This window comes from Epibacterium sp. ABV4_022, assembly GCF_056159345.1.
Map to the genome: position 1 here is coordinate 3,737,187 of NZ_JBSWVA010000001.1, position 23,948 is coordinate 3,761,134.

General features: G+C 62.8%; 24 protein-coding genes. 10 read left to right on the plus strand and 14 right to left on the minus strand.

Going from position 1 to position 23,948, the window contains the following annotated elements:
* Nucleotides 1-74: 74 nt before the first annotated feature.
* The 4 genes from ACXAF5_RS17655 to maiA all read left to right on the plus strand — a co-directional run bounded on the left by ACXAF5_RS17655 (nucleotide 75) and on the right by maiA (nucleotide 3,598).
* Nucleotides 75-1,025: an MBL fold metallo-hydrolase gene (locus tag ACXAF5_RS17655; protein WP_009178110.1), complete on the plus strand. Its 951-nt coding sequence runs from the start codon at nucleotides 75-77 to the stop codon at nucleotides 1,023-1,025.
* 125 nt (nucleotides 1,026-1,150) lie between these two features.
* On the plus strand, nucleotides 1,151-2,758 hold the full coding sequence (locus ACXAF5_RS17660) for an FAD-dependent oxidoreductase (protein ID WP_474947580.1): 1,608 nt from the start codon (nucleotides 1,151-1,153) through the stop codon (nucleotides 2,756-2,758).
* Nucleotides 2,759-2,763: 5 nt separating this feature from the next.
* Nucleotides 2,764-2,970 carry a DUF2783 domain-containing protein gene (locus tag ACXAF5_RS17665; RefSeq protein ID WP_005631765.1) on the plus strand — a complete coding sequence of 69 codons (207 nt, stop codon included), beginning with the start codon at nucleotides 2,764-2,766 and terminating at the stop codon, nucleotides 2,968-2,970.
* Entirely contained in the window at nucleotides 2,963-3,598 is a 636-nt protein-coding gene (gene maiA / locus ACXAF5_RS17670; RefSeq protein ID WP_474947581.1) for a maleylacetoacetate isomerase, read from the plus strand. The genes ACXAF5_RS17665 and maiA overlap by 8 nt, the downstream gene beginning before the upstream one ends.
* Nucleotides 3,599-3,649: 51 nt before the next feature.
* Here the strand turns inward: maiA and ACXAF5_RS17675 are convergent, their stop codons facing one another.
* The 7 genes from ACXAF5_RS17675 to ACXAF5_RS17705 are packed head-to-tail and all read right to left on the minus strand — an operon-like array spanning nucleotide 3,650 to nucleotide 10,081.
* The gene (locus tag ACXAF5_RS17675) at nucleotides 3,650-3,943 is read right to left on the minus strand and encodes an amphi-Trp domain-containing protein (protein ID WP_474947582.1); all 294 of its coding nucleotides are present in this window, start codon (nucleotides 3,941-3,943) and stop codon (nucleotides 3,650-3,652) included.
* 38 nt (nucleotides 3,944-3,981) lie between these two features.
* Nucleotides 3,982-5,322, minus strand: a complete 1,341-nt coding sequence (locus ACXAF5_RS17680) for a metallophosphoesterase (RefSeq protein WP_474947583.1) — start codon at nucleotides 5,320-5,322, stop codon at nucleotides 3,982-3,984.
* An 11-nt stretch (nucleotides 5,323-5,333) separates the two neighbouring features.
* A complete protein-coding gene (locus tag ACXAF5_RS17685; RefSeq protein WP_474947584.1) occupies nucleotides 5,334-6,032 on the minus strand; it encodes a histidine phosphatase family protein in 699 nt (232 codons plus the stop codon).
* Nucleotides 6,025-7,113, minus strand: a complete 1,089-nt coding sequence (locus ACXAF5_RS17690; RefSeq protein ID WP_474947585.1) for an HprK-related kinase B — start codon at nucleotides 7,111-7,113, stop codon at nucleotides 6,025-6,027. Before ACXAF5_RS17690 ends, ACXAF5_RS17685 begins: the two co-directional genes overlap by 8 nt.
* The gene (locus tag ACXAF5_RS17695; protein WP_474947586.1) at nucleotides 7,110-7,997 is read right to left on the minus strand and encodes a GAK system ATP-grasp enzyme; all 888 of its coding nucleotides are present in this window, start codon (nucleotides 7,995-7,997) and stop codon (nucleotides 7,110-7,112) included. The genes ACXAF5_RS17690 and ACXAF5_RS17695 overlap by 4 nt, the downstream gene beginning before the upstream one ends.
* A complete protein-coding gene (locus tag ACXAF5_RS17700) occupies nucleotides 7,990-9,624 on the minus strand; it encodes an aminoglycoside phosphotransferase family protein (RefSeq protein ID WP_474947587.1) in 1,635 nt (544 codons plus the stop codon). Before ACXAF5_RS17700 ends, ACXAF5_RS17695 begins: the two co-directional genes overlap by 8 nt.
* A complete protein-coding gene (locus ACXAF5_RS17705; RefSeq protein ID WP_474947588.1) occupies nucleotides 9,611-10,081 on the minus strand; it encodes an NUDIX domain-containing protein in 471 nt (156 codons plus the stop codon). The genes ACXAF5_RS17700 and ACXAF5_RS17705 overlap by 14 nt, the downstream gene beginning before the upstream one ends.
* A gap of 66 nt (nucleotides 10,082-10,147) precedes the next feature.
* On the opposite strand from ACXAF5_RS17705, the gene ACXAF5_RS17710 reads away from it, so the two are divergent.
* Both ACXAF5_RS17710 and ACXAF5_RS17715 read left to right on the plus strand, forming a co-directional pair.
* On the plus strand, nucleotides 10,148-11,329 hold the full coding sequence (locus tag ACXAF5_RS17710) for a GAK system CofD-like protein (RefSeq protein WP_474947589.1): 1,182 nt from the start codon (nucleotides 10,148-10,150) through the stop codon (nucleotides 11,327-11,329).
* A gap of 187 nt (nucleotides 11,330-11,516) precedes the next feature.
* Complete coding sequence (locus ACXAF5_RS17715) at nucleotides 11,517-11,939, plus strand: hypothetical protein (protein WP_474947590.1); 423 nt, start codon at nucleotides 11,517-11,519, stop codon at nucleotides 11,937-11,939.
* Nucleotides 11,940-12,009: 70 nt separating this feature from the next.
* Here ACXAF5_RS17715 and ACXAF5_RS17720 read toward each other — a convergent pair whose 3' ends face one another.
* A complete protein-coding gene (locus ACXAF5_RS17720) occupies nucleotides 12,010-14,226 on the minus strand; it encodes a transglycosylase domain-containing protein (protein WP_474947591.1) in 2,217 nt (738 codons plus the stop codon).
* 288 nt (nucleotides 14,227-14,514) lie between these two features.
* On the opposite strand from ACXAF5_RS17720, the gene ACXAF5_RS17725 reads away from it, so the two are divergent.
* Both ACXAF5_RS17725 and amt read left to right on the plus strand, forming a co-directional pair.
* On the plus strand, nucleotides 14,515-14,853 hold the full coding sequence (locus ACXAF5_RS17725) for a P-II family nitrogen regulator (RefSeq protein ID WP_239322547.1): 339 nt from the start codon (nucleotides 14,515-14,517) through the stop codon (nucleotides 14,851-14,853).
* A gap of 30 nt (nucleotides 14,854-14,883) precedes the next feature.
* Nucleotides 14,884-16,203 (plus strand): ammonium transporter, encoded by a 1,320-nt coding sequence (gene amt / locus ACXAF5_RS17730; RefSeq protein ID WP_239322546.1) that lies wholly within the window; start codon nucleotides 14,884-14,886, stop codon nucleotides 16,201-16,203.
* A 151-nt stretch (nucleotides 16,204-16,354) separates the two neighbouring features.
* On the opposite strand, the gene ACXAF5_RS17735 is transcribed toward amt, so the two are convergent.
* From ACXAF5_RS17735 to ACXAF5_RS17750, 4 genes are all read right to left on the minus strand, one after another.
* Nucleotides 16,355-17,539, minus strand: a complete 1,185-nt coding sequence (locus ACXAF5_RS17735) for an amino acid aminotransferase (RefSeq protein ID WP_474947592.1) — start codon at nucleotides 17,537-17,539, stop codon at nucleotides 16,355-16,357.
* A complete protein-coding gene (gene sseA / locus ACXAF5_RS17740) occupies nucleotides 17,539-18,390 on the minus strand; it encodes a 3-mercaptopyruvate sulfurtransferase (protein ID WP_474947593.1) in 852 nt (283 codons plus the stop codon). The genes ACXAF5_RS17735 and sseA overlap by 1 nt, the downstream gene beginning before the upstream one ends.
* 129 nt (nucleotides 18,391-18,519) lie before the next feature.
* Entirely contained in the window at nucleotides 18,520-19,020 is a 501-nt protein-coding gene (locus ACXAF5_RS17745; RefSeq protein WP_474947594.1) for a hypothetical protein, read from the minus strand.
* Between the two features lie 253 nt (nucleotides 19,021-19,273).
* Nucleotides 19,274-20,041 carry a DUF1013 domain-containing protein gene (locus ACXAF5_RS17750; RefSeq protein ID WP_474947595.1) on the minus strand — a complete coding sequence of 256 codons (768 nt, stop codon included), beginning with the start codon at nucleotides 20,039-20,041 and terminating at the stop codon, nucleotides 19,274-19,276.
* 174 nt (nucleotides 20,042-20,215) lie between these two features.
* On the opposite strand from ACXAF5_RS17750, the gene ACXAF5_RS17755 reads away from it, so the two are divergent.
* On the plus strand, nucleotides 20,216-20,860 hold the full coding sequence (locus ACXAF5_RS17755; RefSeq protein WP_474947596.1) for a ribonuclease T2 family protein: 645 nt from the start codon (nucleotides 20,216-20,218) through the stop codon (nucleotides 20,858-20,860).
* Between the two features lie 222 nt (nucleotides 20,861-21,082).
* On the plus strand, nucleotides 21,083-21,949 hold the full coding sequence (locus ACXAF5_RS17760; protein ID WP_474947597.1) for a DUF2189 domain-containing protein: 867 nt from the start codon (nucleotides 21,083-21,085) through the stop codon (nucleotides 21,947-21,949).
* Between the two features lie 48 nt (nucleotides 21,950-21,997).
* Here the strand turns inward: ACXAF5_RS17760 and ACXAF5_RS17765 are convergent, their stop codons facing one another.
* Together ACXAF5_RS17765 and ACXAF5_RS17770 are read right to left on the minus strand one after the other, a co-directional pair.
* Nucleotides 21,998-23,002, minus strand: coding sequence for an NAD(P)H-quinone oxidoreductase (locus ACXAF5_RS17765; protein WP_474947598.1), 1,005 nt, complete (start codon nucleotides 23,000-23,002; stop codon nucleotides 21,998-22,000).
* A 154-nt stretch (nucleotides 23,003-23,156) separates the two neighbouring features.
* Nucleotides 23,157-23,861, minus strand: a complete 705-nt coding sequence (locus ACXAF5_RS17770) for a COQ9 family protein (protein ID WP_474947852.1) — start codon at nucleotides 23,859-23,861, stop codon at nucleotides 23,157-23,159.
* Between the last annotated feature and the right edge of the window lie 87 nt (nucleotides 23,862-23,948).

The following is a 23,948-nucleotide window of genomic DNA, read 5'->3' on the forward strand; positions in this document are numbered from 1 at the left end:
TCTTTTCATAAATACCTCCGCCGGAGGCATCCCAACCTGACCTCCGGCGGAACAGACAAAAAGGATACGCAACCATGGCCAAGGCATTCGCATCCCAAGGCGACATGAGCGAAAAGACAATTTCCTTCACCGAAGTGGGCGAGGGCCTTTATGCCTTCACCGCCGAGGGCGACCCGAATTCGGGCGTCATCATCGGGGATGACTCGGTGATGATCGTCGAGGCGCAGGCTACCCCGCGTCTGGCCAACAAGGTGATCGAATGTGTGCGCTCCGTCACCGACAAACCGATCAGCCATGTGGTGCTCACCCATTACCACGCGGTGCGTGTGCTGGGGGCCTCGGCCTTTGGCGCCCAGAACATCATCATGTCCGACACCGCGCGCGCCATGGTCGTCGAACGCGGCCAGGAGGACTGGGACAGCGAATTCCAACGCTTCCCGCGCCTGTTCGAGGGTCATGAAAGCATCCCCGGCCTCACATGGCCGACCACAACATTCTCGGACAGCATGACCGTCTACCTCGGCAATCGCCGCATCGACATCAAACATCTGGGCCGCGCCCATACCGCAGGGGATGCGGTGATCCATGTGCCGGATCAGAACGTCATGTTCACTGGTGATATCGTCGAATACCACTCCGCCTGCTACTGCGGCGACGGGCATTTTGGCGACTGGGGCAACACCCTCGACAATATCAAGGCCTATGATGTGGACGCCATCGCCCCCGGTCGTGGCGACGCGCTGGTCGGCAAGGACATGGTCAACGCCGCCATTGAAAACACCCGCGATTTTGTCGAGAGCACCTATCGCCCGGCAGCCAAGGTTGCCGCCCGTGGTGGGTCCCTCAAGGAAGCATGGGACGCGGTGCGCGAGGCCTGTGATCCCAAGTTCAAAGACTACGCGATCTACGAACATTGCCTGCCGTTCAACGTCGCACGCGCCTATGACGAGGCCCGTGGCATCGACACCCCCCGCATCTGGACCGCCCAGCGCGATCTGGAGATGTGGGAGGCGCTGCAGTCCTGATTTTCGGCTCTAACGCCTGATTTAGAGCCTATTTTTGAACGCATCGGCGGCCTTGTCCGCCCCTGCACCGGTCCCCAAGTCGCGGGACCGGACCCGTGCCTGCTTGCCCGGAGGGAGGAAACCGGATGAACAAGATTTTCGAGGTGCCGCTATACCCGTATACGCGCCATGCGGATCAGGACGCGCATCCGCCTGCGCGCCACAAGGTGGTTGTGGTGGGGGCAGGTCCCGTGGGCCTTGCCGCCGCCATCGACCTTGCACAATCCGGCGTTCCGGTCGTGGTACTGGACGACAATGACAAGGTGAGCTTTGGCTCTCGTGCGATCTGTTTTGCAAAACGCACGCTGGAAATCGCGGACCGCCTTGGTGTTGGCCATGCGATGGCGGGTAAGGGAGAGGAATGGAACGTCGGTAAGGTGTTTTTTGGCGATCGCAAGGTCTATGACTTCAACCTTCTGCCCGAAGATGGCCACCAGTTTCCGGCCTTTGTGAACCTGCAACAATACTACATCGAGGAATATCTCGTTGACCGCGTCCGCGCCCTGCAAGCTGAGGGCGCGCCGATTGAAATGCGCGGCAAGAACCGCGTCACGGATGTCTCGGACCACGGCGATTTTGCCGCGCTGACAGTGGAGACCCCGGACGGGGCCTATAGGCTGGAAACCGAGTGGCTCATTGCCTGTGATGGAGCGGGGTCGCCCATTCGCGCGCAGATGGGGCTCGATTTTGTGGGTCGAGTGTTTGAGGACAACTTCCTTATTGCCGATGTGGTCATGGATGCGGATTTCCCGACCGAACGCTGGTTCTGGTTCGATCCGCCCTTCAACAAAGGTCAGTCGGCGCTGTTGCACAAACAGCCCGATGGCGTCTGGCGCATCGACCTGCAACTGGGCTGGGACATCGATAAAGAGGCCGAGAAAAAACCCGAAAACGTGATCCCGCGCCTCAAGGCGATGCTGGGCGACGACGTTCAGTTCGAGCTGGAGTGGGTCTCCATCTACACGTTCCAGTGCCGCCGGATGGAGAAATTTCGCCACGGGCGGGTGATCTTTGCCGGGGATAGCGCGCATCAGGTTTCGCCCTTTGGCGCACGCGGGGCAAATTCCGGCCTGCAAGACACTGACAACCTGATCTGGAAGCTGAAACTGGTGCTGGACGGCGTCGCGGATCAGAGCCTTCTCGATACCTACGATGCCGAGCGGCTGGCGGCGGCGGATGAGAATATCCTCAACTCTTCCCGCTCAACCGACTTCATTACGCCCAAGTCAGAGATGTCGCGCATCTTCCGCGATGCGGTGCTGGATCTCTCCGAACATCACGGCTTTGCCCGCCCGCTGGTGAACTCGGGCCGCCTCTCGCTGCCCTCTGTCTATGACGGCTCTCGGCTCAATTCTGCCGACCAGTTGCCCGGTGGCCCAGCCCGCACGCGTCCCGGTGCGCCCTGCCCCGATGTACCGCTGGACGCAGGCTACCTGTTGGCGCAACTCGGCGGCGGGTTCACCTTGCTGTCGATCAATGCAGAGGTGCCCAACGGGTTCGAGGAGGCCGGCGTGACCGTCTCGTCTTTGGTGCTCACCACCGAAACCCACACGGCATTGGCCGAGCGTTACTTGGGAGACGCCGCATCCGCCGTTTATCTGATCCGCCCGGATCAGCATGTCGCCACCCGGATGGACCGCTTTGACGCGCCCCATTTCCGCGCCGCCCTGCGCCGCGCCATCGGTAAGGAGTGACCCATATGACCGATGCCCTGACCCTGACCCCGAACCTTGCGAAACCTGATGACAGTTACGCCCTGCTGCTGGCTGCGCATGAGGGACTGACCAAGGCCCAAAGTGATGCGCTGAATGCCCGCTTGATCCTGCTGCTGGCCAACCACATTGGCGACCCACAGGTTCTGAAACAGGCTCTAACAGAGGCCAAACGAGGGCTGCGCGATGACTGAGGCGGTGCTTTATGATTACTGGCGCTCCTCGGCCAGCTACCGTCTGCGCATCGCGCTGAACCTTGCAGGGGTCGCATACGAGAGTCGCGTCGTTGATCTGGTTGCAGGCAATCAGCGGTCGCCAGATCATCTGGCGCTTAATCCTCAGGGGTTTGTGCCGGTGCTGGAAATCGACGGGCATCGGTTTACGCAGTCGCTGGCCTGTCTCACCTATCTGAACACAACCCGCGATCTTGGCTTGTTGCCCAGCGCCCCGTCCGAGCGTGCCCATGTCGAGGCTCTGGCACAGTCAATCGCGGTCGATCTGCATCCGGTCTGCAACCTCTCTGTCGCCCGTTTCGGCGTCGCGCAAAGCGGCGGCAGCTTGCAGATGGGTGACTGGATGCGCCAGTTTATTGGCCCCGGGCTTGCGGCATTTGATGCGCTGCTCAATCGCTGGGAGGAGGCCCCCTATTGCACCGGTGATCGCCCTGGGCTGGCTGACATCTGCCTGATGCCCCAGCTTTATAATGCGCGGCGCTGGGAAGTGGATTTGACACCCTACCCGCGGCTCCTGAAGATCGAGGCCACCTGCGCGGATCATCCAGCCTTTGCCGCCGCGCATCCGGACCAGCAGTCGCACACCTGAGCGCGCGCCGGACATCTGCCGGGCCGTTAATCAGGTGGGCGGGGGTGGCCCCTAGCCTCGTGACTTCACCTTGGGCGCGTTCTTTTCCTGCAGGTCGGCATCCCGCTCTGTCCAGCTGACGCGGAAATCAACCTTGCATTGTCCGTCGTTGCGCTCTGCCCGGATGCGCAGCGTCAACAGGCCTTCCGGCGTCAACACGATCTCGCCATCCTCGTCACTGAGGCTCAGCTCGCCTTTTGCCAACCCTTTGCTGATCGCGTCGATCAGGGTCTTGATCGTTTTGCGATCCTGCAGGGAATCATGGCGAAAACGGGCGTCGTCGCGTGTCTTTTCATCCTTGGCCATTGGTGCCTGCCCTGTTGTGTCCCGACGTCCGCGCAGCGCTAGCGCGAAAGAAACTGTCGCTCCGGTGCAAAATGCTTGGCCCGGGGATAGTCCCTACTCAGACCGATGACATCGCCACTGGGAAAGATCAAGGTCGCCCCGGCCCCGATCCCGGGCAAGCCCTCGGATCGACGCGACGCCCGATCAAGGGTCACGTCCCCTTCCAGATGCAACAGGCCCTGCTTGGTCAGAAGGCGCTGACCGCTCTGGTTGTTGACATGGCCCTGGACCACCATGTGGATACCAAGTTCATGCAGCATCGCCACCCCCCGGTCCGTCAGCGCGGCGTCGGAGCTGCGATATTTGGTCCGCACGAGGTTCGCGAGGGGACCGAAGTAAAACGCAAACGGATGCGCCCCCTGTTCCGCGCGGTAGCGCGCGTTGACGGCACCTGCTCCACCCTCTGCCAGCAGCGCGCACATGCTGTCGTCCAAACCTGCGTGCACAAACAGCAATGAGCCCAGTTGGCACACGACATCCATCGACTCGTAGAACCACGCGTAGTCGCCATCTGGCGCAAAGAACACATCGTGACACTTGAGCGCGGCCGCCAGGACCATACGCGCGGTCATCCCCGCCTGCGCCACTTCGCGGTCGAATTGCGCGGCCTTCTTTTCAAGCTTTACAACTTCACGCGCGACGGCGGCGGAGTTCAGATGCGCCACAGCCTCGATCGAGAAACGCTCCGCCCAGTCGGGGCGTGGATGCAACCGCGCGCGGCAAGCGGCTTCATCCGGTAGCGCGGCAAAATCGGCATCGGTCACGTATCGATCATGGATTTCACGCAGGAGCGGGATGATCTTGCGCCCCATCCGCACCAGAAGATGTTCCGTCAGGGCAGTCGGTGGCGTGCGCAAGGCCCCCACCGCGAGCCGGAGGCGCAGGTCATGGTTGCCAGCGAGAATGCGCAGATCGGGGCCCTTGGCCATCAGCCGCCCCAGCGCATCCAGCATATCCAGATCGCTCGGCCCTTTGTCGAGGCAATCCCCGCCGATCAAGATCGTGGCGCTTTGCCCGAACTCTGTCAGGCCGAAGCCCCCCGCTTCGCGCCGGTCTCGCCGGATCAGCCCTGCGGCGGTAAGCGATCGCAAAAAGCCCTCGGCATCAGCATGGGTATCGGAGAGGAACACCACCGGTCTGGTCGGCCAGCGCCAGCCGCCGTGGGCCTGAGCACGGGCCAGGCAGGCGCGCAGATGCGCGGCGCTTTCGGGGGCGGCACTGCCGGAATGCTCTGCGGTGATGGCCCAGCGCTCCAGTTGGTGCGGCAGGTCTGACAAGTCGCCAACGGGGTCGTGAACAGGCGGCAGAAGCGGCGAACGGTCGGTGCGGCAGGTCTGCAAGTCGTAGATCCCTAGTCCAGATGGGTCTCCTGTCTTTGTCGCTGCTTCCAGGCACCGCCAAAGTGCGCCCATCTACCATGCCCCATGTAACAGAGCAGTAACGGCTGTGCATGAAACATCGACAGCTGCGGGATCTCGCTCAGTTGCAACAGCCCAAGGTGGTGCGCTGCGTGTCGGAAGGATGCCCCATGGCCGACACAGATCGTCAGGGTCCCGGCATCGGCTGCCCGGGCCACATCGGTGAGATGCGAGGCCACACGCGCACCCGCCTCCATCAGCGATTCCGCCCCCTGAAACGGCAGGCGATAGTGACTGTCAGATTTCCAGCCTGCGGGGGCAGATGCGTAGCGCGGGTCGACGTCCAGCAGGGTCTCGATTTCCGAAGTGGTCAAATTCGCCACGGCCCCGACGCTGCGTTCGGCCAGGTCTGCCGTCTCGGAGATCTGTGCCACGTGATGTCCTGCGGCGCGGAGGGTTTGCGCAATCAGATCCGCCGTTTGCCATGCCCGCAACTGGTGCGAGGCATGAATGACCGGAGCAAGCGAAAGCGTTTCCGCGTTCAGGATCCGGTCCAGCGCCGAACCGCAGGCCTGCGCCTGTGCCTTACCCTCCTCGGTCAGCGGGAAGGGCTGCAACGCCGAGGGCGCAGCTGATCGCTGCGCATAGGCCCCGTGGCGCACCAGTGCGATGACACGCCGTGGCTCAGGCATCGAACAACTCGCGCCCGAAATAGGCAATGGCATCAAAATTCACCTGCCCGGTGACCTCCTGCACGCGCACATTGCGCAACGCCGCAAGATAGCCCTGCGGATCGGGGGCTTCATTGTCATGCAGGAAGCGGCCATCGGGATATTGATAGAATGGCCCAGGGCTCTTCATGATTGCGCTCAGCAAATCCGGGCGCTCCGCAAGATCGACCTCTTCGATCATGGTCACCTTGTCGGCATCCCGCTGCCAGTTCAGCACCCAGAAATCCGTCAACGGGCCCGCATAGGCAATGCGGTTCTCGCCATAGATGTCCGGGATTATCAGGTCGTGTTTCTCTTCCAGCTCCCACAGGTCGCGTTCCGGCATGGCACGCAGTTCAGCAATGCGCGCCGTACTCAGCATGCCGTGCAAGCGGCCATTGCCAAGGATGGTACCGGGGTTGATGCGCGGATGTTTCGGGATGCCCAGCCCTTGGGCCCCGCTGTCGTCAGACGTTGCCAGCAACCTGTCATTGGTCATGAACGCTGTACCCGGGATATCCATCAGGCGAAGGATGGACGTGGACTTGCCGCCTCCCGAAAGACCGGCGATCGCAAGCGTGCGCGCGCCCCGGGTAACAGCCGCGGCATGACAGATCTGCCACCCCATGCGCTGGCCATGGTTCAGCACCTGCGTATTGATGAAGTTCACCACCTGATTGGGATGTGCCGAAACCGGACCAAACGCCACCAGCAGGTCCGGCGATTGCAGGAACGTGACGCCGGTGCGCCATTTGTGAATCAAACGACCGTCTCTCAGATCGAAGATTGCATCCTTGCGTCCGGTCTTGCCCGGCTCTCGCGCCCAGTCCTGCCAGACCGGGGCCGGCTCCAGCAGTTGCCCCTCGACCACGTAGACAGTGATGTCAGGCGCCACGACCGTGGCAACGGCATCCTTGAAGTAGTCTGCTAGCGCCTCGCGCAGGGTCCCCTCGCAGAGGATGCGCAACGTCACCGGCCCGACCTGCAAATCCAGCGGCGCGGCGGCCATGGCGCGGGTCAGGTCGAAATGGGCGCGCATGTCAGCAACAGTCCGTGCCGTCATGCAGTGCCCCCCGCCAGCACGTGATCTGCCACCAGCGCCGCCGCATCAATGCCGCAACCGTCCCGAACCCCGCGATAGCCCCCAAAGGCAGAGACCTCGAACACGATCGGGCCTGTCTCGGTCAGGGCCACATCCACGGTGGTAAAGCTCAAGCCAAAGGGGGCCTGTGCGCGCTGCCCCAACGCGATCAGCGCCGCGTCCGGTTCAAACGCCTCGTACTTGCCGCCCGACAGGATGGTCGTGTTCCAACTGCTCTCGTCCTGTTTCACCCGCGCATAGGTGCACAGATAGCGACCGCCGAGAAACACCATGCCCAGGTCCTGACCGGAGAGTTCGCGTTTGGCCTGCACATACATCACCGGGTTATCCGCCTTGAAGGCCGCGACCCGGTCCGCCGCATCCGCATCGTCCGCTGAGATCACGCACATGCCGCGCGCCTTGGTCGAGAACAGCGGCTTGAACACCGCACTGCCATAGGTTTCCACCGCCTGCAACGCCGCGCCTTCGTCTTCTGTGATCGTGGTTGGCGGCATCGGGATGTCGGCATTTGCCAGCGTCACCGTACAGGCCAGCCGGTCCATCAACCGCAAGATGGCTTCGGGGCGGCTGTAGATCTTCACGCCCTTGGCTTCGGCCACGCGCAGCATTTCCAGCCGGTCAAGCGCATGGACGCTGTAGTCTTCGGAAATTTTCTTGATCACCAACCCGTCAAGCTGGCACAGATCCTCGCCGCGATACATCAGCGCGCCAGACGCAAGATCCAGCGAGACCTCTGCCATGTCGATCACCAGGCGAAATCCCGTCCGCGCTTCCAGCGCCTCTGCGATCGCTTCGGTCGACCACTTGCCCGGGATGCCGACCACCCCGATTCTCCGTTCAGTCACCAAACAGCTCCTTGATTGGCAATTTCAATCGGCCTTCGCGGCCTTCCGGCACGGCAAGGGCACTCTCCAGCAGGTAGCGCGCGCGCAGGAACATCCGCCGAGCGTGTTCCTTGTCGAAGACAAACCGCGTGGATGAGGCAAAGCTCCGCGCCAGTCCCAACGCCAGCCGGTATTCGAATGTCGTGTCCTTTTCGGCACGGGCGAACTTTGCCGCCATCCGGTGCAGCCCCAACGCCGTGTCGGCAATCCGCGCCCGGACCGGGCCGTCCTGCACCTGCAACCGGTAGTTCGACACCATGAACACCGATACATCCTGCACGTAGTCCATATAGCGCGAGCGATGCAAATCGATAAACCGGACCTTCTTTTCACCGGGATCATAGATCACATTGTCGAGGTTGAAGTCCCCGTGAATGTAAACCGAGAACGGTGCGGCCACCTTTGATTCGCGCTTCTCCGCCGCTTTTAACAGACCTTCGAAAGCAGGGTGGCTTACGCCCTGGATGCACGCGGTGCCGGTGTCGAATTCGGGATGAACACGATAGACGTCCTTCATGCGGTCCGCCAGTTGCTTCATCGCGCGCATCTCGACCGGATCATCCGCGCGCGTGCGGGTCCAGATGTCTCGAAGGGTCTTGTACAAAGCCCGCTGAGCCGCGGACAACGCCGCCTCGCCCTCGTTCAGCAGTGCGTGTTCGAAGGTGTAGCCCGGCAGGTGTTCAATCAGCAGCGCCGCAGACTGGCCGCGTTTTTCATAGGACAGGATTCGCGGCGCCAGCCCGGGATAGATCGCATGCCAGCTCTTGACCCCTGCCCGCTCCTCCTTGACCTTGCGTTTCTCGCCGTCCTTGAACACCGCATCGATCAGATCTCCGCCCTTGTCACGGGTGCTGACAGCAGAAATCGCGCTACCGGAACGGGTTTCAGCCAGCGGTTTCAACACCAGGTCCTCGTCGGAGACCTTGCTGCCCGACAGCACGCTGCGCAGGGTGAAATAGCGTTCGAACTGCACATTCTGCCCGATCGAGATCGACAGCAGCGCCTCGGAAATACCTTGCAGGCTTTCGCCCATGCGGCGCACCTCGTTCAGGACCAAAAGCGCATTGGCAAGGTCTTCGGTGTGGCGGGTGTCGCGCATATCGCGCGTGTAGGTCCGGAACATCCGGTCGTAGAAGTCATCGACCTCGGCCTTGTGCTGCCCGATGGCGATCGCGCTCTTGCCATCGGTGGCCTCCAGCGCCGGCAACACCTCGTGTAGCGCGCCCGCCACCTGTTTCAGGACCTTCCGATAAGCCTCGGGGCGCAATAACTTCCCCCGCTCCACATCCTCCGCATGCAGCAAGGCCATGCGAGACAGGCGCGACAGCTGATCGAGGTTGCGGGCAATGGTGTCCACATTCTGAAGCACCAGCCGCCGGGATTGCGAGGGTTTGCCCCGGGTGGCAGCGCTGCGGCAGGCCGACTGCACCCGTGACCACAGGTTGTGGGCATAGCCCGCGCGCTGCACCACCTTCTGTGCCGCCTCCGGCGACGGAGCCTTGAAATAGGCCAGCAGGCCGGACATCTGCCCGTCCAGCTCCGCCAGCAGAAACGCCAGGTTTTCTTGTGCCGCCTCAGGCAGTTTCATCTTGTACTACCCCTCGGTAGATCTCGGCGATCTGATCCGTCAGCAACGCACCATAGGGTGGATCAAACAGATCGGCCTCGGCAACGGGATCGGCCCAGCGCACCGCGATCTGCTTGGAATCCGGATGTTTCCCCATCTGCGGGACATATGTGTCATCCACATGACAGGTGAACAGATGTTCCACCTGATGGCGTATCCCCTCGGGGCGCTGGCGGTAGGTTTCCAGAACCTGGATCAGCGCGCCGACCTGAACGTCGGCGCCGACTTCCTCTTCGGCTTCGCGCCGGGCGGCTTCGGCCAGTGTTTCTCCCGGCTCCAGCCGTCCGCCCGGAAGACCGAGGTATATGCGCCCGTCCGCGGCCTGCTTGACCTGAACAAGAACACATCCTTCACGCCAGATCACCGCTCGCGCCGCAACGCGGATGACATCAAGGAACTCTGGTGCAGGAGAGGGCATGGCAAGTCTGTGGTGTTTTGGCAAAAGGAGTGGCATGGTCGCCGCGAGCAGCACGAGTGGAGATCCATGACCGATTTCGCGATCCTACGCCAAGCCTCGGTTCCCGACAACCTGCGCATCGCACGCTCGCGGGCTGCGCCCAACCTCGGACCGCGCCTGCTGTTCTTTTCCGGTGGCAGCGCGCTCAACGAGATTTCCCGCAAACTCAAGCACTATACGCATAATTCGGTCCATCTCATCACTCCGTTCGACAGTGGCGGCTCTTCGCAGGTCCTGCGCGAAGCCTTCGCCATGCCCGCCGTGGGAGATTTGCGAAGCCGCCTGATGGCACTGGCTGATGAAACCGAACTGGGCCAGCCGGACATCTATCGACTGTTTTCCCACCGGTTGCCGAAAACGGCCAGCGACAAGGATCTGGCGCGCGAGGTGGCCAGCCTTTTCGACGGATCGCATCCGCTGCTGAAAGCGCTGTCCAAGCCGATGCGGCAGCTGATTGTCGGCTACCTGCGCCATTTCTCCGAGGCCGCGCCTGATGATCTGGACTATCGCAACGCCAGCATCGGCAACCTGATCCTCGCCGGCGGCTACCTCGACAATGACAAGGGGCTCGAACCGGTGCTGTTCCTGATGTCGAAGATGGTCGATGTGCGTGGAACCGTGCGCCCCATTGCCGATGTGAACCTGCAGATCGGTGCCGAGCTGGAAGACGGGCGGCGCGTCATCGGACAACGCCAGATGACAGGGAAGGAGAGCGCGCCGCTCGGCACCCGCATCCTGCGCCTCTTCCTGTCGGATGGCACCGGAGAACTGCCTGCCGACTCGGTGCGCCTGCCGAAACGGAACCAAAAGCTGATCGCGGCCAGCGATTTGATCTGCTACCCGCCCGGCAGCCTCTATTCCAGTGTGATCTCCAACCTGCTGCCCGCCGGTGTCGGACGCGCTGTCGCGTCGCGAACCGTGCCGAAAATCTATGTGCCAAGCCTCGGTGACGACCCGGAGTGCCATGGCATGCGGCTGACCGATCAGGTCGCCGCCCTGCTGGACGCATTGCGCCGCGACGCCGGACCCGTCTCCACGTCAGCGCTTCTGACCCATGTGGTCTGTGACGGGCAAACCCCGGCCAAGGACCGCGACCAGGTCAGCCGCGACCATGACATCCCCTGCATCGGCCAGCCGCTTGCACATGCACTCAAGCCGCACCGATACGATCCGGAAGCCTTGTGCGAACTCCTGATCTCACTCAGCTGAGGGCCTCTCTGTCATCGGGGTCCGCCGACGCTCAACCAAGCATCAGACTGACATCATTGGAACTTCGGAACAATTCTTACCAAACTGATAACAAGCTCCGCAATTTCGCCATAGGCTGATCCCAGCCCGTCCGCGCGCCGCACCTACTCCTGTCCCCAAGTTGAAACTCACTTGCGAGGACCGGACCATGTCTCTTTCCAAAGCTCTCTCCCGCGTCGTCTCCGCCGCGCAACAGACCAATGACCAGACGCGGCCCCTCGCCGCCGGCCCTGTGATCGTTGCCATGGCGGCCTTGGTGACCCTGGCTGGCGCCCAGATGGTCGGGGCCACCACCAGCGGCCCCCGATCCGCAGCCTATACCGTGCAGAATGAGCGGGGCGGTCCCCTCCATGACCGCCTTGTCCGGCTGAATACCCTGCGCGCCGACAAAGGCGCTGTCGCGTTTCGCGGTCGAGTTTGCAACGCGACCTGCACGATGGTTCGGGGCCTGCCGCAAACCTGCGGCACGCCCGAAACCGCGTTTGGATTGCAGGGGGTGTCCCGATCCCATCGCCTGATGGAGCCTGGCAAAACCGGGTCTGCGGCGCAGCGGCACCCGGGATTGTTTTGATCCCATCCGGGCGGAGCGCCCTCTTGCGACAGGCGCTCGGGCAAACTCGGGTGGAGCCTGTACCGCCGCGTCAGTTGCCGAAGATGTCGCGCAGCACGCCGTTCAGGGCCCGCTCGATCCCACGCCCGACGCCATCTCCTTGTCGACGCGGAGCCGGCTGTGGCTCCGGCACCGCGATCGGCTCCGGGGCCTTCATCGGCAGCGGCTGCGGCTCCAGACCGGCATGAACACGCACCATGGCCTCGCGCCAGATCTCGGCTGGCAGACCACCGCCGGTCACACCGGTCAGGGGCGTGTTGTCATCGTAGCCCATCCAGACCCCCGCGACATATTCGGCGGTAAACCCGATGAACCAGGCATCCTTTGCCGCCGAGGTCGTGCCGGATTTACCCGCCGCCTGCCAGCCCGGGATCTGCGCGCGCCTTCCGGTGCCCTCGGCGATGACTTTTTCCATCATCCAGATCAATTCCTGCGCGGCGGCAGGGCGGATCACCCGCTCTCCCATGCCGCCGGACGCGCCCATCAAGGGCTCGGCGTCCCCGACCAGCGTCAGGGCCTCCACGCCATAGGGGGTCACAGAAGATCCCCCGTTCAGAATACCGGCATAGGCGCCGGTCATCTCGATCAGCGTACTCTCGGAGGCACCAAGCGCGAGCGACGGACCATCCGCCAGGCTGCTCTCGATACCGAATTCGCCCGCCACGTGACGCACGTTATCCCGCCCCACGGCTTCTGACACTTTGACCGCCGGCACGTTGAGCGAGTCGCGCAAGGCGCGGGTCAGGGTGATTTCGCCATAGTGCTTGCGGGTATAGTTCTGCGGACACCACGGGCCGGATCCCGGAATGTCGATGCAATATTCCGCATCCAGCACCCGGTCGTAGGGCGAATAGCCAAGTTCGAGCGCCGCCGCATAGACGAAGGGCTTGAACGAAGATCCAGTCTGCCGCTTGGCCTGCGTGGCCCGGTTGAACACACCCGAGGCCCGGACCTTGCGCCCGCCGACCATCGCACGCACGGCGCCATCCGCACTCATGACCACCACGGCAGCCTGTGCCTTGGAGCCCTCGCGCACCTTGTTTTCGAACACATAGGTGACCGCGTCCTCGGCCGCCTGCTGCAGTCGTTGGTCGAGCGTGGTGCGGATGACCACATCCTCGGTGGTCTGGTCGCCCAGGAACCCCGGCACCGTATCCATGATCCAATCCGCAAAATAGCCACCGGCGCGGGCTGCTGCCGCTTCGCTGAGCTCTGCGGGATTGGCTGCTGCCATCTGGCGTTCTTGTTCGCTCAGATAGCCTTGCTCCTCCATCAGACGCAGCACCGTTGCCGCGCGATTGCGCGAACGTTCGATGTTGTTGGTCGGCGCCAGGGTCGAGGGCGCGGTCAGCAAACCGGCCAGCATTGCGGCTTCGGGCGGGTTCACCTGATTGGCGGATTTGCCAAAGAACCGCTGCGATGCCGCTTCGGCGCCATAGGCCCCGCCGCCCATATAGGCGCGGTTCATGTAGATCGAGAGGATCTCATTTTTCGAGTATTTAGCCTCCATCGCCATGGCAAAGATCGCTTCCTTTGCCTTGCGCCAGAGTGAGGACTGGCGGCAGTCGCCCTCATAAGCGGCTTCGCTGTCCCAGATCTCGGGGTCGTATTCAACGCCGAGGCACATCAGCTTTGCGGTCTGCTGGGTGATGGTGGAGCCACCGTGCCCGGACAGCGGGCCGCGCCCTTCGCGCAGGTTGATCCGCACCGCGCTGGCGATCCCGCGCGGCGAGACGCCGAAATGGCGATAGAAACGTTTGTCCTCCGTCGCAACGATCGCGTTCTTCAGGTGTGGAGAGACGGTTTCGGCCGTCACCACGCCACCAAACTGGTCACCGCGCCAGGCAAATGTCTTGCCGTCGCGATCCAGAAGCGTGACCGAGCCCTGATTTCGCCCATCGAGCAGCGCTTGGTATTCCGGCAACTTCGAATAGTGATAGGCCACCGCCGCCACGAGAAACAGCCCGACCAGCACCCCCATGCGCCAGCTGACCGCCCAAATCGCACGCAAGACGATCTGGAACGGCATCAGCAGCCAGCCCAGCAGGCCGCGCTTGCGCGGAGGCCGCCGCACCGCCTTGCGCCGCCCGAACAGGCGCCATCCGGATTTGGCCTTGGCTGAGGTTTTCCTGCGGGGCGCTTTCTTGGCGGGTTTGCGTGCGCTCCCGCCAGGGTAACGCTTGTCCGCAACCAGCGGACCACGTCCACGTCCCGAAGTTCCGCGCCCGGAATTGCGCCCCTGCGTCATGCTGAAATCCTGTTCTGACTGCTCATCTTTGACGTCTGGGCGGGCTTAAGCCCTGCCTCTTTGGCACAGAATAGCGCCTCTTGCGCAGGATGTAGAGAGGCGGTTTTCCGCCACACCCCATCCAAAATGCGCCTAATTAACAAGCAGAGCCCCTTTTTTGAGCGAATTTATTGAGCCGACGCCCAGAAAGCAGGCGTCTTAACCCAGCTGTAACGTTCCCCCGACTCGAGCGGGACGATCTTCTGCACCTGCAAACATCGGGCGCAGGGCCCGGGAAAGGGTGACGAGATGAAATTGATCATTGCAGCCATCAAACCCTTCAAGCTGGAGGAGGTCCGCGAGGCGCTGACCGCGCTTGGGGTGTCAGGTTTGATGGTAACCGAAATCAAGGGCTTTGGCGCACAGGCGGGTCACACCGAGATCTACCGCGGCGCCGAATACGAAGTGAATTTCGTACCGAAGGTGAAACTGGAAATCGTGGTGCCCTCCGACCTGGCCGACCAGGTGGTTGAAACCATCACCCAGACCGCCCGCACCGGCAAGATCGGCGACGGCAAGATCTTCGTGCTGGACGTGGCCCAGGCCGTGCGCGTGCGCACCGGCGAAACCAATCAGGACGCGCTCTAACGCGCCTTTCGCAAAGGAAAGCCAAAACCAATGAAAAAACTGACAGTGACACTCGCCGCCACGGCGCTGGCGGCCCTGCCGGGTCTGGCCTTCGCGCAGGAAGCTGCGGCGGAGACACCGGACATCAACCCCTATATTTTCACCACGCTCCTGTTCCTGATCGGCGGGTTCCTGGTGTTCTGGATGGCCGCCGGCTTTGCCATGCTCGAAGCAGGTCTGGTCCGGTCCAAGAACGTGACCATGCAGCTGACCAAGAACATCGCGCTGTTCTCCATCGCGGCCATCATGTACTGGCTGATCGGCTTCAACCTGATGTATCCGGGTGAATGGATGATCGAAGGCGTGATGGGACCGTGGTTCTCCATCACTTCGCTGGAAACCGTTGGTCTCGACGCGGCGGATGCCTCGCTGGATTATGCATCGGTCGGCTCCGACTTCTTCTTCCAGCTGATGTTCTGCGCCACCACCGCATCGATCGTGTCGGGCACCCTGGCTGAACGCATCAAACTCTGGCCTTTCCTGATCTTCGTCGCCATTCTGACGGGTGTGATCTACCCGATCGAGGCGTCCTGGCAGTGGGGCGGTGGCTTCCTCTCCGAAATGGGCTTCTCCGACTTCGCCGGTTCGACCCTGGTGCACGCTGCTGGTGGCTTTGCCGCGCTGGCCGGTGCCCTGATCCTGGGCCCGCGTATCGGCAAATACAAAGACGGCAAGACCATCCCGATGCCCGGCTCCAACCTGGCGCTGGCGACTCTCGGTACCTTCATCCTGTGGCTCGGCTGGTTCGGTTTCAACGGTGGTTCGCAGCTGGCGATGGGCACCGTGGGTGATGTGACCGATGTGTCCCGTATCTTTGCCAACACCAACATGGCCGCTGCCGCTGGCGCTGTCGCCGCCCTGCTGCTGACCCAGGCTCTGTTCAAGAAGCCGGACCTGACCATGGTGCTGAACGGTGCGCTTGCCGGCCTGGTGTCGATCACCGCAGGCCCCCTCGATCCCAGCCTGTTTGGCGCTCTGTGGATCGGTGCCATCGGCGGTGTGATCGTGGTCTTTGTGGTGCCGATGCTCGACAAGCTGCAGATCGATGACGTGGTCGGCGCGATCCCGGTTCACCTGGTGGCGGGCTTCTGGGGCACTTTCGCGGTTCCCTTCTACACCGAGGGTACCTCCTTCGTGACCCAGATCATCGGCTTTGTCGCAATCGGCGCCTTCACCTTCATCGTCTCGGGCATCGTCTGGTTCATCCTGAAGGCCACCATGGGCATCCGCGTGAGCGAAGAGGACGAAATCAACGGCCTCGACATGGCGGAACTGGGCATGGAAGCCTACCCGGAGTTCAAGGCCGGCTGACACGCCGGTCCAAGACCCAAACACCTCAAACGCGGCGCTCCGGCGCCGCGTTTTGCGTTTCCAGACCGGGCATTTTTGCACGTCGCCCAACAAAAAACGCGCCCCCGCTGGACGGGGGCGCGTTGTCAATTCTGAACGAACCAGGAAAGGATCAGACGCCCGCGTCGACGATCGCCTTGGCCAGGATCGGGACCGTCTGCGCATTGAGACCGGCGATGTTCAACCGGCTGTCACCCACCATGTAGATCCCCGCATCCACGCGCATCTTTTCCACCAGTTCCGGCGTGGTGCCCAACAGCGAGAACATGCCCCGGTGTTCGGCGATGAAGCCAAAGCGATCAGATCCGGTCAGACGCTGCAACTCGTCTGCCAGCTGTTGACGCAGGGCCAGCATGCCGAGACGGGTCTCTTCCAGCTCTTTCTGCCAATCGGCGCGCAGCTCAGGATCGTTCAGGATCGTGGTCACCACACGCGCGCCGTGATCCGGCGGGAACGAGTAGTTCTGGCGGTTGAGAAAGGCGAGCGTCTTCTGGTTGAGCCCCTCTGCGTCCCCTTGTTGGCTGATTGCCATCAACAGGCCGGTGCGCTCGCGGTAGATGCCGAAGTTCTTGGAACAGCTTGCCGCGATCAGGCATTCCGGCACCGAAGAGGCCACAAGACGCACGCCCGCCGCATCTTCCTCCAGACCGTCGCCAAAGCCCTGATAGGCGATGTCGATCATCGGAATGAGACCGCGTTCATTCAGCAGCTCAACTACCGCTTTCCACTGGCTCTGGTTCAGGTTTGCCCCGGTGGGGTTGTGGCAGCACCCGTGTAGCAACACCACATCACCCTCTTTGGCGGTTTTCAGGTCCTCGACCATACCGTCGAAATCCACCGCACGGGTCTCGGCGTCAAAGTAGCGATAGACCACCGTCTCGATGCCAACGTATTTCAGGATCGACACGTGGTTCGGCCAGGTGGGGTCAGATACAAAGACGCGTGCGCCGGGGTTCGCCATCTTGATCAGCTCAAACGCCTGGCGCACCGCGCCGGTGCCGCCGGGGGTCGCGACGGCTGCAATCTTGCTGCGCTCGACGGCATTGTCGAGGATCAAGCCGATCATCGCATCCGCATAGGCCGGATCACCCGCCAGCCCGGTGTAGGCCTTGGTGGTCTGCTCGTCGATGATGCGCTGTTCGGCGGCCTTGACCGCCCGCATGACCGGGGTCACGCCCTCGGCATTCTTGTAGACCCCCACACCCAGATCCACCTTCTGGTCCCGCGGGTCATCGCGGTACATCTGCATCAGCGCCAGGATCTTGTCGGCGGGCTGGGGTTTCAGGTTCTCGAACATCAGTCGTCTCCGGTTGCAACGGGAAGGGTCGGGAAAGCGCCCCATTCGGACCAGGATCCGTCATAGAGCGCGTGATCGTGCTTGCCCATGCGTTCCAACGCTAGGCTGAGCACGGCGGCGGTGACGCCCGACCCGCAAGAGGTAATGGCAGGTTTGCCAAGGTCGACACCGGCCGCCTCGAAGATCGCGCGCAGATCGTCTGCCGCTTTCATGGTGCCATCGTCATTGAGAAGCGTGGTAAAAGGCACGTTCCGGGAGCCCGGAATGTGCCCCGCCCGCATGCCCGGGCGCGGCTCAGGCGCCTCTCCGCGAAACCGCTCCGCAGCGCGCGCGTCGATGATTTCGTGATCGCCAAGCTTGGCGGCGGAGGAGACCTGGGTCACATCGCGCACCATGTGGTTCTGCACGCGAACGGTCATGTGGCGGTCCCGGATCACCGGCGGCAGATCCTCCAGAGGGCGGCCCTCGGCGGTCCACTTGGGCAGGCCACCGTCCAGCACCGCGACATTGGTCTGCCCCATCAGGCGGAACAACCACCAGACGCGGGCCGCGGAAAACAGCCCCATCCCATCGTAGACAACCACCTGGTGGCCATCCCCAACGCCCATGGCGCGCAGCCGCGACATGAACTTTTCCACCGGCGGGGCCATATGCGGCAGATCCGAGCGGTGATCAGAGATCTCATCGATATCAAAGAAGCGCGCGCCTGGAATATGCCCGGCCTCGTACTCGGCCTTCGCATCGCGTTCCATCTGCGGCAGATACCAGGACGCGTCGAGGACCCGCAAATCGGGGTCCCTCAGATGCGCCGCCAGCCAGTCGGTGGAAACCAGGGTTTTTGGATCGTCCATGCTCAACGCCTCCCGGGACTTGCGTTGGCGAAATGCCTACTACCCGCGCCCCGGTCGTGCAAGGCTGCTTGCTGTGCTTTCCCGCCGGCCGTTACGAAACTTCGGGAACGCGGCCTGGCGCGGCGGCGCTTAACGGACCACCCGCAGCGCCGGCGCGCCCCGCAGACGCTGACGCGCCCCGGATGGAAAGCGATCCGAAAACGACAGTCCCGCCCGGATCAGCTCCGGGTCCATGCGCCCCAACGTCAGCGCGTCAACGGCATCCCGGGCGCGGTTGGTCTCATCCCGCCGCATGTGATGCAGCATCGCCAGGAATTGTGCCTCATCCGCGGTCAGCAGATCCCGCGTGTCCAGATCCAGTGGATCGTTGCAGGCAAAATCATCGCCCCGCAGCGCCAGCACCTCACGCACCACCGGCCAGAGCGCGTAGGCCACCGCCAGCCCCTGTGCCTCGCCCCAGGTTTCCGCCGCAATTACAAAGCCACGGTGCCAGGCCTGACTGTCCGGCGCGCGCGATGTCGTCACGAGATGCCGCGTCACCGCCAGCAGGCGGGTTTCAAACGGGTCAAACCCGAAGGCCGCCACAGGGGCCTGTCCCAGTTCTGGCGCGATGGGAACCTGAAGTGTCATGGACGTTCACCCTCTTTACCTGCCGCGCCGGAACCTTCGGCGGGCGCTGCATTTGCTACGGATTGGTCCGGGCAGGTTCGACGCGTCGGAGGCGGTCGATAAGCTGGGTGTATATTTCCTAGTTATTTACTCAGTTATTTGCAAGGGTGAAAAAACAAACGCCGCCCCTCGTCAAAAGGGCGGCGTTTGTTGTTTTTCTACAATGCTTTACCCAGTGGCTTGGCAGAGTGCCAAAGCGGGCGCGTCGCAGGACTTAGTACCGCGGATCGTCACTATCGTCGTCTTCATCCTCATCGTCAGAAGCCGGCAGATTGAAGAAGCTGTCCGCATCGACGATTTCTTCTTCTTTCTTGTCATCCTCATCGGACGACCCAAGGGTAAAGGTTTCCAGCCCTTCGATCGCGGTTGGGATTTTGGGCTCTGCGTCCATCTCCAGCGACTGTTCGGTGGACACCAGTTTGCGACGCTCATCATCGCTCATGATCCCGCCCTCGGCGGCGCGTGCCTTGGCCGCTTTCTGGACGGCTGCGTCAAGTTCGGACTGTTTACACAGGCCCAACGCCACCGGGTCGATCGGCTCCATGTTGGAGATGTTCCAGTGGGTGCGTTCCCGGATCGACTGGATCGTCGGCTTGGTGGTGCCCACCAGCTTGGCGATCTGACCATCGGACAGCTCCGGATGGAATTTGACCAGCCACAGGATCGAGTTCGGACGATCCTGACGCTTGGACAGCGGGGTGTAGCGCGGACCACGGCGCTTTTCCTCGCCTGCGGCGGCGGCGTTGAACTTCAGCTTCAGCTTGTGCAGCGGATTGTTCTCGGCGGTGTTGATTTCATCCTGGGTCAGCTGGTTGTTGGAAATCGGGTCGAACCCTTTCACGCCAGCCGCGACGTCGCCGTCCGCAATGCCCTGGATCTCCAGTTCGTGCATGCCCACGAAATCTGCGATCTGCTTGAAGCTGATCGTGGTATTGTCCACCAGCCACACGGCGGTCGCCTTGGCCATCAACGGTTTTGCCATGTGCTTTACTCCTTCGAAACACGTCTGTCCCCGAATGTCACGCTGGACCGGACAACCTGCGGGTAAACCTCTCCCGTCGCCTTAAATCGGCTTCCCCGGTCTGCGGGGCGGGTTTCCGTTGTCGGGGAACTTCAGGTCTATATAGTCGCCTTGAAACCATAAGGAAAGAGGCGAATGCGGCGGTTGATCTTTACAATTCTGGCAAGTCTGGCCGGCTTTGCCCCTTCTGCGCAGGCCGAGGGCGAACCGGCGGGCCAGTTCGACTATTACGTTCTGGCGCTCAGCTGGTCCCCCAACTGGTGTGCGATCGAGGGGGACGCAAAAGGATCAGACCAATGTGATGACCGCCACGATCACGGCTGGACCCTGCATGGCCTGTGGCCGCAGTTTCACCAGGGCTGGCCAAGCTACTGCCGCACAACCGAAGCGCCCCCGAACCGCCGCATGACCGGCGAAATGGCCGATATCATGGGCACGTCCGGCCTTGCCTGGCATCAGTGGAAAAAACACGGGACCTGTTCCGGCCTGTCGCCCCGGACCTACTTCGACCTGTCCCGCCGGGCCTTCGACAGCGTCACGCGGCCCGTGGCCTTCCGCCGCCTCGACAAGCCGGTGACACTGCCCGCTGCCGTGGTCGAAGAGGCGTTTCTGAAGGAAAATCCCGCGCTTGATGAGGACAGCCTGACCATCACCTGCCGCGACGGATTTATCCAGGAAGCGCGAATCTGCCTGTCCCGCGCGCTGGATCCGGTTCCCTGCGGACGTGACGTGATCCGGGACTGCGCCCTAACCGACGCGCGGTTCGAACCCCTGCGGTGATCCGGCCACGCGCCGGATCTGCTCCCGCGACTGTGACAGACAAAACCGCGCAGGCGTGTTAGGCTGGGAATCCGACATGCCGCGCGACGGCCCAATCGAGGGTTTCCCACCGGGACCATCCGAGACGCAGACGCGCATGATCGCATATCTTGGCCTGGTCCCGGCTTAGATCCCAGCTGTTCCGCGCGGCACGCCCCGGCGAGCCACAGGAGGAGCCAAGCTATGTCAGAGACCGCCCCCAAGACCATCGGCAACCCCGCAAGCTGGGTGTTGCAATCGCTGAAATCCGCCAGTCACGGCACCACCGAGGCGCTTGACGAGATACGCAGCGACACCAACGCCCGCCCCCGGGTGCGGACCATGGACATGGGCGATATCTCGCACGCGCTGCGAGCGGGCTGGGCGGATTTCAAGGCCGCACGTTCAGATGCCATGTTCCTGGTGTTCATCTACCCTCTGATCGGCCTCGCCATGGTGATGAGCGGCTTTCATCTGGACGTTCTGCCATTGTTGGTGCCGATGGTGATGGGCTTTGCCATCGTCGGCCCCGCAGCCGCCATCGGGCTATATGAAATGTCCCGGCGCCGCGAAGCCGGCGAACCGAGCGGCTGGATGTCAGCCTTTTCCGTGCTGCGCTCTCCCGCCTTTGCTTCGGTCCTGATGCTGGCATTCTATCTCGCGGCTCTGTTTGTGATCTGGATCATGGTGGCGCAGGCGATCATTGGCGCGACGCTGGGACCGGACACGCCCGCCTCGCTCACGGCGTTTGCCCGTGATGTGTTCACCACATCCTCTGGCTGGACCATGATCGTGGTCGGCACCCTCGTCGGCGCGGCCTTCGCCTATGCAGCGCTTGCAGTCAGCATCGTATCCTTCCCGCTCCTGCTGGACCGGCATGTGGGTTTGCCCATGGCTGTGGCGACGTCCCTGCAGGTGATGCGCCAGAACCGCCTTGTCTGCCTGTTGTGGGGCGCTCTGGTCGGAGCCTTGCTGGTGCTTGGATCGGTGCCGCTCTTTGCGGGGCTGATATTTGTTGTCCCCCTGCTGGGGCACGCCACGTGGCATTTCTATCGCCGTGCCGTGATGTGATCCCGGGGCGCGGAACAGCCGGTCGGCGTGCCGCAGCGATCTTTTGGCTTAGGCGTCAGCCCCCACATCCAGGACAATCTTGCCGATATGGGTGGAGGCTTCCATCCGCGCATGAGCCGCTGCCGCCTCTGCCAGGGGGTAGGTTGAATCCATGACCGGGCGCACCTTGCCCGCTGCAATCATCGGCCAGACCGCCTCGACCAGATCCCGCGCGATCCGCGCCTTGGCGAGGTCGCTCTGCGGGCGCAGCGTAGAGCCTGTCACGGTCAGCCGGCGCGCCATGATCTGAGCAAAGTTCAGCTCCGCCTTTGGCCCCTGCAGAAAAGCAATATGAACCAGCCGACCATCATCCGCCAGCGCCCGAATATTGCGGGGGATATAGTCCCCACCCACCATGTCGAGGATCAGATTCGCGCCACCATCTGCCTTCAGGATCTCCACAAAATCCTCGTCGCGGTAGTTGATCGCCACGTCCGCGCCCAATCCGACACAGGCGGCGCATTTGTCATCAGACCCGGCGGTTGTATAAACCCGCGCGCCAAGGGCCGACGCCAGTTGGATCGCGGTTGTGCCGATCCCGGAGGACCCACCATGCACCAGGAACCGCTCTCCCGCCGTCAAACCGCCGCGCGTGACCACGTTTGACCAGACCGTGAAACAGGTCTCAGGCAGGCACGCCGCCTCTTTCAGGCTGAGGCCCTCCGGGATCGGCAGGCAATGGGCCACAGGGGTCGCGACAAACTCGCCATATCCGCCCCCCGGCAACAGGGCGCATACCTGATCGCCCAGGGTCCAACCGGTCACCCCGGCGCCAAGCGCGACAATCTCCCCCGCGGCCTCAAGCCCCGGCAGGTCGCTTGCGCCCTTGGGCGGTGCATAGGCGCCCGCCCGTTGCAGGGCATCGGGACGGTTCACACCGGCATAGGCCACCCGGATCACGACCTGACCGTGGCCGGGCTGCGGCACCGGGCGCTCCACCAGTTTCAGCACCTCCGGCGCACCGTGTTCTGAGATTTCAACCGCGCGCATCATGGCAGGCAGGGCATGTGTCATCGGCAGGGATCCTCTTTCGGGATGTCAGTCTCCGCTCAGAGCTAACACCCCTTCCGCCCCCGGCCAAGCCACCACCTGCGCCCGGCCCCGCGTGCGCAGGCGTCGCGCACAGGCGCCCCGCCCGACGCGGGGCCACCGGGGATCACACCGGCGATCAGGAGTGCCAGCGCCCCGGCAGGTCCTCGCGACGCGCAGGGGCATGGATCCGGCTCATCACCCACGCCGGCCCCGCCAGCAGCGGTTTCAACAACGGGTTCTTGCCAACGCTGGCCTTGAACTTCTCAAACTGCATTACGTCGTCGATACGCCGGTCCAGAAAGTCCCAGGTCGCCTGGTGCTCCGGGCTGTCATCGCCCAGCCAGAATAGGACGGACGAGGAATAGACCGCCGACAGTGTCGCCCGTTTTGTGTACCAGTTGGCATCCTCGGACGTATCCCCCAGCGCGGTCCAGATCGCATCCGCCGTCTCCCAGATCAGCCGCGACCCGGTGGCCGCATGGTGCGGCAGTGCAAACAGCGTGGCACCACGGCGCACCGCTTCCTTGTCCTCGACCGCCTCGAGACGATATCGCACAGCCGCCGCGACCCGGTCCCGGAACCGCAAGGTGTCCAGCTCAGCCTCCGCCAGCCGCGCCAGCATCAGCGCATCACCGCGCTTGTGATAGGCCACCGCGAGATCGAGCGCCCGGCGCGGAAACAAGGCCTCGGCCACGGTCGGCTTCACGCCCGAATCAGCCACCGCGGCCGCCCAGGTGGGCGCGGTCCAACCGTCAAACGGGACATGCATCAGAGCCGCGTTCAGCAGCCTGTCCCGCAATTCAGCACTCTGATCGCTGGAATTTCCGTTGTTTTCGACCATAATGGACATGCTCCTCTGTCTCGGCGGTTCCAGTACTAGACAATTTAGGTCCGCCTTGCTATACGGCCACCTCCTGCAAATCCTTGC

Coding starts and splice junctions, on each gene's coding strand:
- ACXAF5_RS17750 (WP_474947595.1), bottom strand. CDS start 20,041: ATGGCAAAACCGTTGATGGCCAAGGCGACCGCCGTGTGGCTGGTGGAC.
- ACXAF5_RS17765 (WP_474947598.1), bottom strand. CDS start 23,002: ATGACACATGCCCTGCCTGCCATGATGCGCGCGGTTGAAATCTCAGAA.
- ACXAF5_RS17685 (WP_474947584.1), bottom strand. CDS start 6,032: ATGCCTGAGCCACGGCGTGTCATCGCACTGGTGCGCCACGGGGCCTAT.
- amt (WP_239322546.1), top strand. CDS start 14,884: ATGAAAAAACTGACAGTGACACTCGCCGCCACGGCGCTGGCGGCCCTG.
- ACXAF5_RS17760 (WP_474947597.1), top strand. CDS start 21,083: ATGTCAGAGACCGCCCCCAAGACCATCGGCAACCCCGCAAGCTGGGTG.
- ACXAF5_RS17665 (WP_005631765.1), top strand. CDS start 2,764: ATGACCGATGCCCTGACCCTGACCCCGAACCTTGCGAAACCTGATGAC.
- ACXAF5_RS17675 (WP_474947582.1), bottom strand. CDS start 3,943: ATGGCCAAGGATGAAAAGACACGCGACGACGCCCGTTTTCGCCATGAT.
- ACXAF5_RS17700 (WP_474947587.1), bottom strand. CDS start 9,624: ATGAAACTGCCTGAGGCGGCACAAGAAAACCTGGCGTTTCTGCTGGCG.
- ACXAF5_RS17705 (WP_474947588.1), bottom strand. CDS start 10,081: ATGCCCTCTCCTGCACCAGAGTTCCTTGATGTCATCCGCGTTGCGGCG.
- maiA (WP_474947581.1), top strand. CDS start 2,963: ATGACTGAGGCGGTGCTTTATGATTACTGGCGCTCCTCGGCCAGCTAC.
- ACXAF5_RS17655 (WP_009178110.1), top strand. CDS start 75: ATGGCCAAGGCATTCGCATCCCAAGGCGACATGAGCGAAAAGACAATT.
- sseA (WP_474947593.1), bottom strand. CDS start 18,390: ATGGACGATCCAAAAACCCTGGTTTCCACCGACTGGCTGGCGGCGCAT.
- ACXAF5_RS17745 (WP_474947594.1), bottom strand. CDS start 19,020: ATGACACTTCAGGTTCCCATCGCGCCAGAACTGGGACAGGCCCCTGTG.
- ACXAF5_RS17720 (WP_474947591.1), bottom strand. CDS start 14,226: ATGACGCAGGGGCGCAATTCCGGGCGCGGAACTTCGGGACGTGGACGT.
- ACXAF5_RS17770 (WP_474947852.1), bottom strand. CDS start 23,861: ATGGTCGAAAACAACGGAAATTCCAGCGATCAGAGTGCTGAATTGCGG.
- ACXAF5_RS17735 (WP_474947592.1), bottom strand. CDS start 17,539: ATGTTCGAGAACCTGAAACCCCAGCCCGCCGACAAGATCCTGGCGCTG.
- ACXAF5_RS17715 (WP_474947590.1), top strand. CDS start 11,517: ATGTCTCTTTCCAAAGCTCTCTCCCGCGTCGTCTCCGCCGCGCAACAG.
- ACXAF5_RS17710 (WP_474947589.1), top strand. CDS start 10,148: ATGACCGATTTCGCGATCCTACGCCAAGCCTCGGTTCCCGACAACCTG.
- ACXAF5_RS17690 (WP_474947585.1), bottom strand. CDS start 7,113: ATGACGGCACGGACTGTTGCTGACATGCGCGCCCATTTCGACCTGACC.
- ACXAF5_RS17755 (WP_474947596.1), top strand. CDS start 20,216: ATGCGGCGGTTGATCTTTACAATTCTGGCAAGTCTGGCCGGCTTTGCC.
- ACXAF5_RS17725 (WP_239322547.1), top strand. CDS start 14,515: ATGAAATTGATCATTGCAGCCATCAAACCCTTCAAGCTGGAGGAGGTC.
- ACXAF5_RS17660 (WP_474947580.1), top strand. CDS start 1,151: ATGAACAAGATTTTCGAGGTGCCGCTATACCCGTATACGCGCCATGCG.